This window comes from Deinococcus pimensis DSM 21231, assembly GCF_000519345.1.
GTDB classification, from domain to species: domain Bacteria; phylum Deinococcota; class Deinococci; order Deinococcales; family Deinococcaceae; genus Deinococcus_A; species Deinococcus_A pimensis.
In genome coordinates, this window is the sequence record NZ_KI912631.1 from 5,686 (window position 1) to 14,206 (window position 8,521).

The following is an 8,521-nucleotide window of genomic DNA, read 5'->3' on the forward strand; positions in this document are numbered from 1 at the left end:
GGACGCGCCGCGCGCGCGGGCGCTGCACCGGCTCGCGGAGGTGCATTTCGGGCCGATCGTGCTGGCGTCGGGGGACGTGCCGCGCGAGATCGCGCTGAACCATCCGTGGAGCGCGGACCCCCTGAGCGTGCGCTACAGCAGCGCGCTGAGGCCGCGGCGGGTGCCGGCGTTCGGGCTGGAGGTGAACCGCGCGCTGTACCTGCTGGGTCAGGGCGATCAGGACGTGCCGGACGACGCGCGCATCCACGCGCTGAACGTGGCGTTCGAGCGCTTCCTGCGGGACGCCGCGCGGATGTTCGAGACGGACGACGTGGCGTAATACCCCGGGCGTGTGCCGGGCGCTGGTAGGGTGGGGGTGTCGGAGAAATTCGACGTTCATAATGTTTTGTGGAGAATTTCTATGAAGGCGGTTTTCTTTGCAGGTGCTGTTGTTGGCACCATAGTCGTTTCCTCGCCCGCGTTTGCCGGTGCGGATGTCTCGCCATTCCGTGAAATCACAGGAGGTACCCGTCCTGTCAACAGGCCGTGGAAGAAAACTAACGCCACGCCGCAGCCAAGTCCAGGGTTCAGCCCTGACTGCGCCGTGACCACGCACACTTCCTGCCTGCCTTCCGGGCAGCAACGGGCTTTGCCCGGGAAACAACCACCTCAGCGCAGACGAGGTGATTCGCCGAAGACACGCGTCCTCAACTTATTCGTTGAGCTCGTCTAAATCGTCGGCATGTTGATTTAATAGTGGCACTCCCTTCCCATGCGGCTGGGAGTGCTTTCCTTATAAATGACCAGTCATTGTAGTTTGATACGATGAATATCACTGTCTCTTTACTGGCACCTCTGATTGCCTTGTGGCCCTTCCCGTGGGCGCAGCCGACCGCGATGCCCTCGCCTCGGCCGGGACCATCGCCCGCGCCTTCCTCGCTTCCCGGGCGGACCCGGCCCGGTACGGTGCCACGCACTCCGCCTCGGTCCGCACCGAACGTGGAGGAGGACGGCGCTCTGCACGACTGCCGTCTCGTCCCCGGGCCCGGCGGGGGACGGCAGGTCTGCGAGAGGCGCTCACCCGGTCCGGCCGTTCCCGGGGACGTTCCCGTGCGCAGGTCGATGATCTTCCCGGACCTGCTCGCGCTGGCGACCACACCCGCTCCGGCGGATCACGGGCGGCGGACGACGCCCAGGGCGGGGGTGGGGCAGAAGAAGCCGGAGGGCAACCTCCGCCGGACCACACCGCCGGTCATCCAGAAGTACCCTCAACCCCAGTACCGGCCGCCGCAGACGCGGAACCAGTTCAAGACCCCCCAGTACAATCCCGGGGACCGGAAGGATCCGGACAATCCACCTCGGACGGAGGTGCGCAAGTCGGGGAAGGCGGCGTACTTCCCGCAGGACATCGAGAACATGGACCTTTACCGGCTCGTGGCGCAGGCGAGCGCGGCATCCCGGTCATCTCGCCGGACACCGGGGGTGCGGCGGACGCCGAAGGTGCGACAGGAGAGGGTCTGCGTCGTCGTCCGGAAGAAGGACGGTCCTGGCGTGGACGTCGAGTGCAGTACGCCAACGTTCAGGGACGTCCTTCCGGCTCCCGGGGCGGTCGCCGAGTATCCGGGAACACCAGAGCGGGATGTCCCCGTGAGGGAGGTCAATCGACCTCAGCAACGTCGGTAGTGTGAATGACGCCCCCGGACCTCGTCGGACCGGGGGCGTTCCCTGCCTTCGAGCGTTTCGTGCTGGGGATGGCCTCGCTGATGGTCCTGTCGAGGACGTCGCGGCGTGGCGTGTAGCCTGGAGAGGAGCAGGGCGCGGATTCTCGATGGCCAATTGTCGGTCGACGCTGTGGTGCCCGGATAAGGGAAGTGACCACTGACCTGTCTAGACAAAACGCTTTTCACTGGCTCGATGTATCGTGAAACTATTCACTAAATGTGACATCTTGCGTCCCGCTGCCCTCGACTCCGGCAGACGAACGGGGGAGGCTCCCCCTGAGAAGCCTCCCCCGCGAACGCCCCGCTCAGTCCGCCGTCGCCTCGGGCGCGGCGACCGCCACGCCCACCTCGCGCAGTTGCGCCTCGTCCACCTCGGACGGCGCGAGCGCCATGAGGTCCGCGCCGCGGTTGTTCTTCGGGAACGCGATGACCTCGCGGATGCTGGCGGCGCCCGCCATGACCATCACGAGGCGGTCGAAGCCCCAGGCGATGCCGCCGTGCGGGGGCGTGCCGTACGTCAGGGCGTCCATGAAGAACCCGAACTTCTCGCGCGCCTGCTGCTCGGTGAAGCCGATCGCCTCGAACATCCGCGTCTGCGTCGCGGGTTCGAAGATGCGGATGCTGCCGCCGCCCACCTCGAAGCCGTTGAGGACGAGGTCGTACGCGAGCGCGCGGATCTCACCCTGCCGGGGCGTGCCGAACAGGTGGGCGTCGTCCGGGTGAGGCGCGGTGAAGGGGTGGTGCATGTACGTCCAGGTGTTCGTGTCCGGGTCGAGGTCGAGCTGCGGGAAGTCCGTCACCCACGCGACCGCGAAACGCGGACCGTCCGACGCGAGGTTCAGGAGGTCGCGCAGGGCCACGCGGACCGCGCCGAGCGCCTCGACGGCCCCGCGCCACGCGCCCGCGCCGAACAGCAGCGTGCCGCCCTCCTGCACGCCCGTGCGTTCCAGCAGGGCCCGCGCCTGAGCGCCCGTGAAACGGCTGATGCCACCCGTGAAGCCCTCGCCCTCACGGCGCAGCCACGCCAGGCCCCGCGCGCCTTTGAGCTTCGCGACGCGTTCGAGCTCGTCGATCTGCTTTCTCGTCAGTTCGCCCGCCGTGAGGACCTTCACGACGCCGCCCGCGTCCACCGCGTCCGCGAAGGCCTTGAACTCGCTGCCCGCGAAGAGGTCCGTGACGTCCGTGAAGGCGTGCTCGAAGCGCAGGTCGGGCTTGTCGCTCCCGTAGCGGTCCATCGCGTCGTGGTACGTGAGACGCGGGAACGGGCTCGGCAGGTCCTCCCCGAGCACCTCGCGGAACACGTGCCGCATGAGGCGTTCGTTGAGGTCGAGGACGTCCTCCTGCGTGACGAAGCTCATCTCCATGTCGAGCTGCGTGAAGTCCGGCTGGCGGTCCGCGCGGAGGTCCTCGTCGCGGAAGCAGCGCGCGAACTGGTAGTAGCGGTCCACGCCCGCGATCATCAGGAGCTGCTTGAACAGCTGCGGACTCTGAGGCAGCGCGTAGAACTCGCCCGGGTTCAGGCGGCTCGGCACGAGGAAGTCCCGCGCGCCCTCGGGGGTGCTGCGCGTCAGCATGGGCGTCTCGACGTTCACGAAGCCCTGCGCGTCCAGGAACGCCGTGATGGCGGCCTGCACGCGCGAGCGCAGGCGCAGGTTCGCGAGCATCTCGGGGCGGCGCAGGTCGAGGTAGCGGAACTTGAGGCGCAGGTCCTCGTTCACGCCCTCCGCGTTCTCGACGGGGAAGGGCGGCGTCTGCGCGGCGCTCAGCACCGTGACGGACGTCGGGATGACCTCCACGTCACCCGTGGGGTACGCGCTCGTGCGCTGGCCCTCGCCGCGCAGACGCACCACACCCTCGACGCGCACGACGGACTCCGCGCGGAGCCTGCGGGCCGTCTCGAAGGCGGGGTTGTCACGTTCCACCGTGACCTGCGCGACGCCCTCACGGTCACGCAGGATCACGAAGGACTGGTCGGGGAACTCTCGGACGCGGCTCACCCAGCCCGCGAGCGCGACGGTCTGACCGGCGTGCTCGGCGCGCAGGTCGCCGACGTAATGGGTACGGTGCATGATGACTCCTTAGAGGGTGGGGTCGAGGAAATTCCAGAGGGTCACGGCGCTCTTCGACCGGCCCGGCGTGAGACCCGCGAAGGGCTCGGGCGCCCGCGCCGCGCCCGGCAGGGTGAGGCCCTGCAGGAACGCCTTGTTCGTGAAGGCCCGCGCGAAGCGCGTGACCTCCGCGTCACTCACGACGGTCTGCGCGAGCCGCGCGCCGTTCAGGACCGTGGTGTCCGTGAGGAGCAGTTCGAGGACGATGTCGGCGATGTTGCCGCTCCGCAGGCTCAGGCGCCGCGCGAGGATGTCGTCGAGCGCCTCCACGGGGACGGGCATCTGCGTGCCCGTGTCGAGGTCCTTGATGCTGACGTAGCCGCGCGCCGCCTCGTCCGACCCGATGAACGCCACGTAGCGCGCGCCCTTCTTCAGGGCCTCACCTATGGCCTTGCCGGGCTTGCGGGGCGTGATCGCGTACTCCGCGACGCCGTTCGCGCGGGCCGTGAACGCCAGGCGCGCCGCGAGCGCCACGAACTGCTCGTCGAGCGCCGCGACGTACAGCAGGGGACGCTCCCCGTCCGGCACCTCCACGCCCTCCTGGTGCATCGCGAGGAGAACGCGCTCCACCCCGAAGGCCCAGCCCACCGCGGGCGTGCGCGGACCGCCGAGCATCTCCGCGAGGCCGTCGTAGCGTCCACCGCCGCCGAGAGCGCTCTTCGCGCCGATGTGCTCGTGATGCACCTCCCAGGCGGTGCGGCGGTAGTAGTCCAGGCCGCGCACGATGCCCGGGTCCACGTCGTACGGCACGCCCCACGCGTCGAGGAAGCCGCGCACAGCGTCGAAGTGCGCGCGCGCCTCCACGCCCAGGCGGTCGAGCAGCGCCTCGGGGCGGAGTTCCGCGATGAGCGCCTGATCGCCCTCGCTCTTGCTGTCGAGGATCCGCATGGGGTTGCGGGTCAGTCGGTCCTTCGAGTCGTCCGAGAGGCGCGCCACGTGCGGCTCGAAGAGGTCGCGCAGGTACGCGTTGTACGCCTCGCGGTCCTCCGGATCGCCGACGCTGCCGAGCTTCACGCGGGTGCCGCGCACCCCGAGCCGCGCGTACACGTCCACCATCAGCGCGATCGCCTCGGCGTCCACGACGGGGTCCTCGCTGCCGAGCACCTCGTAGTCCACCTGATGGAACTGCCGGTAGCGGCCCTGCTGCTGCCGCTCCGCGCGGAACATCGGGCCGTGCGTCCACAGCCGAAGCGGCGACGGCAGCTGCTTGAGGCCGTTCTGGAGGTACGCCCGCACGATCGGCGCGGTACCCTCGGGGCGCAGCACGTACCCGCCGTGCTCACCCTGGTAGAACACGCTGAACATCTCCTTGCGGACGATGTCGGTGCTGCCGCCGACACCGCGCCTGACGACCTCGGCCTCCTCGAACAGGGGCGTCACGATCAGCTGCGCCCCCGCACGTTCGAGCATCGCGCCCGCCACGTCCGTCACGTACCGCTGCGCGCGCGCCCGCGTGTGAGCTTCGATTTTCGGTGACCCCTCGGGCAGCTGATCGAAGGTGCCCTGAGGTCGGTTCACAAGAGCCATGAGAGAAAGTGTAGCGCGCACGGCGACGGCGGCGCGAAAAGGGAAGGCCGGGCGCGCGGCCCGGCCTTCCTCACGCCCGCGGGCGTCTACTGCCGGATGCTGAACGGCAGGGACGTGCTGCGCATGTCCCCGACCTCCACGAACAGGTAACTGCCCCCGGCGGGCGCGCCCGCCGGGACCTTGAAGACCACTTGCGAGTCCGTCCAGGACACCACCGCGTCCTTCGGGACGACGAAGCCGCCCAGGCCGCGCTCGTCCGCGCCGATCCGGACGCGGCCCGTCGAGGGCCCGCCGAGGTAACGGCCCTGCACGGTCACGGTCTCGCCGACGCGGGCGGACTCGCTCACCTTGAACAGCATCGGCGTGACGGTCACGCCCGCCACCGCCTGCGTGCGCGGCATGCATCCGGCCAGAACGGGAAGGAGCAGTATGGAACACACCAGAACACGCTTCATTTCATCGCCTCCGTGAGGAAAGTCTAATGTCTGTCATAATGAATGGTCAAATGAGTTCACGCCGTGTATTACTTCTCCTGAACCCGAAATCCGGACAGGGCAACGCCGACGTGAACGCCTTCAGGGCCGCCCTCCACGCGCGCGGCCACCACGTCACCGAACGCACCCTCGACGACCCCGAACGTTGCCCCGACCACGTCAGAGACGCCCGCGACCACCACGCCGTCGTCGCCGCCGGAGGAGACGGCACCGTCAGCAGCGTCGCCTACGAACTGCGCGGCACAAACGTCCCCATCCTCGCGTTCCCCGCCGGCACCGCCAACCTCATCGCGCAGAACCTCGACCTGCCCGGCCCCGCCGCCCACGAGGACCTCGCCGACATCCTCGAACTCGGACACACCGTCCGCACCGACCTCGCCGAGATCACCGCCGGACCACGCCGCTGGGGCTTCACCCTCATCGCCGGCGTCGGCGCCGACGCCGAGATGATCCGCGAAAGCGAACGCCTCAAACCCCGCCTCGGCGTCGCCGCGTACGTCCTCGGCGCCGCCCGGCAGATCACGCCCACCATCACCCGCTTCACCCTCGACCTCGACGGCAGACGCGTCGAAACGGACGGCATGAGCGTCCTGCTCGCCAACTTCGGCATGGCCAACTTCCGCCTTCCCGTCACGAGCGGCATCGACCCCACCGACGGGCACCTCACCGTCGTCGTCGTGAAAGGCCCCACCGCCCTGAGCCTCCTCCCGAACCTCATCGACAGCGTACGAAGCCGCTATGGCCTCGGCGACCCCATCTTCGACACGAACCTCGAAACGTACCAGGCGCGCGCCGTCACCGTCACCGCCGACCACGACCTCCCCGTCCAGTACGACGGAGAACTCCTCACGCACGGCCTGCCCGTCACCGCGCGCGTCCTGCCGGGCGCCGCGCTGTTCCTCACCCGCGCCACCCGCGACGACGTCCGCACCTGAACGGCAGCGGACGCACGCACGCGGTACTGCCGCTTATGACACTAAGCGGCAGTACGATGAGGAGGTGACCGACCTCGTCCTCGCCAGCCGCTGGACCAACCCCGACTCCCGCCGCAGGGAAGCCCTGCGCGCCGCGCACACGCAGGACGCGGACGTCCTCACGGACCTCGTGACGCACCACCTGCGTCTGCGCAGCCGACGCGCGGGCGACGTGAGCGAAGCCACGCTGCGCTCGTACGCGCTGGCCGTGCGGAGCTTCCTGGACTTCACGGGCCCGGCGGACGCGCCCAGGCACGCCCTCAACCAGCTCGGGGAGGACGCGATCGGCGCGTACGTGCAGAGTCTGCGCGCGCGCGGCCTGGAGGTGGGCAGCGTCCGCACGTACCTGTACGGCGTCCGCGCGCTCTTCCGGGCGCTCGCCTGGGCCGGAGCGCGCCGCGACGATCCCACCCGTGACGTCCGGCCGCCCGTCGACGTGACTCCCGCTCACACCCCCAAGCGCGCCGAGCCCGCCGAGCGGGTGAAGGTGCTGCTCGCGCTGCCCGGCTAGGTGCACGGCGAGGGCAGTGCCGCGGGTGCACTGGACTCCGCAATCATCGCTCTCGGCGCAACGCTCGGGTTGCGCGCCGCCGAGATCGTCGCGCTCGACGCCTCGGACGTGAACCTCGCCCTGCGGGAGGTTCACGTGCGGCGCGGCAAGGGCGGCAAGGCCCGCCGCGTGCCCGTCACGAGAGGCGTCGGGGACACGCTGGGCGCGTGGCTGACCGCGCGTGAGGCGATGCGTCTGCGTGGCGAGGTGAGGGACGCGGACGCGCTCCTCGTGTCGCTCAGCCCCGCACGCTTCGGCGCGCGCCTCAGCACGCGCGGCCTGCGTGAGATCGTGAACGGCTACCTCACCCGCGCGGGCCTGCCGCGCGACATGCACGGCGTGCACACCCTGCGCCGCACCGCCGGCACGCGCCTGTACCGCGCCACGCGGGACCTGCACGTCGTCGCGGACCTCCTCGGGCACGCCAGCGTCACCACCAGCGCCATCTACGCCAAGCTCGACGCGGACCTCAGGCTCGAAGCCCTGCAGAAGATGGAGGACGACGAACGCTGAGGAACGCGCCGGGGGGTACCTGGGATACCCGTGCGTGTGCCGAGGGGCCTTCACGGCGATCCTGTGAGGACAGTTTTCGAGGGGCGTGTGAGACGTTGCCCGGCACGGACGGCGGAAGCGGGGATGATGGAAAGGCAATTCTACATAGGGTAAATACTATGAGGCTCAGGGATCGTTGTGTCGTCATCACGCTCGACACTGCAAGCGTGGATCGCGAGGCGATTTACAGATGGCGTAAGAAGTTACCCAAAACGGTAACCGTGCGCCTCACAAGGCAATCAGTGGACCGCCGAGTCCTCGCGATCACGCTGACCGGCCGTCTGGCCGAATTGAATCAGCTCGTCAGGTCAGCTTGGGATTTGGGCTGCGCTGGCGGCGAATTCCAGTTCGAAAAGTAGCTGGGTTGGAGGGGTTGTGGGGTGGCGTCTCCACAACCCTCTCTTTCACTCCAATTTTCTCCATAAGTCGTATTATGTTGGAAGATGGAGCGAGGGAGGATCACTCCTCCTCCAGCCACACCGGGTCACCCGCACCCCCCGCCACCGCCTCCGCGGAGGCGGACGGACGGACCGCCGTCACCACCGTGAACGCCCCACGATCGTCGGGCACCGCGACGCCCAGCAGCAGCCGACCCCGCGTGGGCGCCGTCACCTCC

Annotated in this window: 6 protein-coding genes and 2 pseudogenes; 5 read left to right on the forward strand and 3 right to left on the reverse strand. The window is 69.0% G+C overall.

Annotation, left to right across the window (positions count from 1 at the left end; translation table 11 throughout):
• Together DEIPI_RS38930 and DEIPI_RS0104200 are read left to right on the forward strand one after the other, a co-directional pair.
• Positions 1 to 319: pseudogene (locus DEIPI_RS38930) on the forward strand (hypothetical protein); the annotation flags it as partial.
• A gap of 782 nt (positions 320 to 1,101) precedes the next feature.
• On the forward strand, positions 1,102 to 1,662 hold the full coding sequence (locus DEIPI_RS0104200) for a hypothetical protein (RefSeq protein ID WP_169737017.1): 561 nt from the start codon (positions 1,102 to 1,104) through the stop codon (positions 1,660 to 1,662).
• Between the two features lie 343 nt (positions 1,663 to 2,005).
• Here DEIPI_RS0104200 and aspS read toward each other — a convergent pair whose 3' ends face one another.
• The 3 genes and pseudogenes from aspS to DEIPI_RS0104220 form a co-directional block, all read right to left on the reverse strand.
• Positions 2,006 to 3,769: an aspartate--tRNA ligase gene (gene aspS, locus DEIPI_RS0104210; RefSeq protein WP_027480955.1), complete on the reverse strand. Its 1,764-nt coding sequence runs from the start codon at positions 3,767 to 3,769 to the stop codon at positions 2,006 to 2,008.
• A gap of 282 nt (positions 3,770 to 4,051) precedes the next feature.
• Positions 4,052 to 5,335, reverse strand: a pseudogene (gene hisS / locus DEIPI_RS28410) (histidine--tRNA ligase); the annotation flags it as partial.
• Positions 5,336 to 5,421: 86 nt separating this feature from the next.
• Positions 5,422 to 5,736 carry an IPT/TIG domain-containing protein gene (locus DEIPI_RS0104220; RefSeq protein ID WP_342667498.1) on the reverse strand — a complete coding sequence of 105 codons (315 nt, stop codon included), beginning with the start codon at positions 5,734 to 5,736 and terminating at the stop codon, positions 5,422 to 5,424.
• A 104-nt stretch (positions 5,737 to 5,840) separates the two neighbouring features.
• Between DEIPI_RS0104220 and DEIPI_RS0104225 the strand changes: the two genes are divergently transcribed.
• From DEIPI_RS0104225 to DEIPI_RS35290, 3 genes are all read left to right on the forward strand, one after another.
• A complete protein-coding gene (locus DEIPI_RS0104225; RefSeq protein ID WP_245588511.1) occupies positions 5,841 to 6,764 on the forward strand; it encodes a diacylglycerol/lipid kinase family protein in 924 nt (307 codons plus the stop codon).
• A 64-nt stretch (positions 6,765 to 6,828) separates the two neighbouring features.
• Positions 6,829 to 7,314 (forward strand): site-specific integrase, encoded by a 486-nt coding sequence (locus tag DEIPI_RS35285; RefSeq protein WP_052351610.1) that lies wholly within the window; start codon positions 6,829 to 6,831, stop codon positions 7,312 to 7,314.
• Positions 7,315 to 7,866: a tyrosine-type recombinase/integrase gene (locus DEIPI_RS35290; protein WP_084473946.1), complete on the forward strand. Its 552-nt coding sequence runs from the start codon at positions 7,315 to 7,317 to the stop codon at positions 7,864 to 7,866.
• Positions 7,867 to 8,521: the final 655 nt, after the last annotated feature.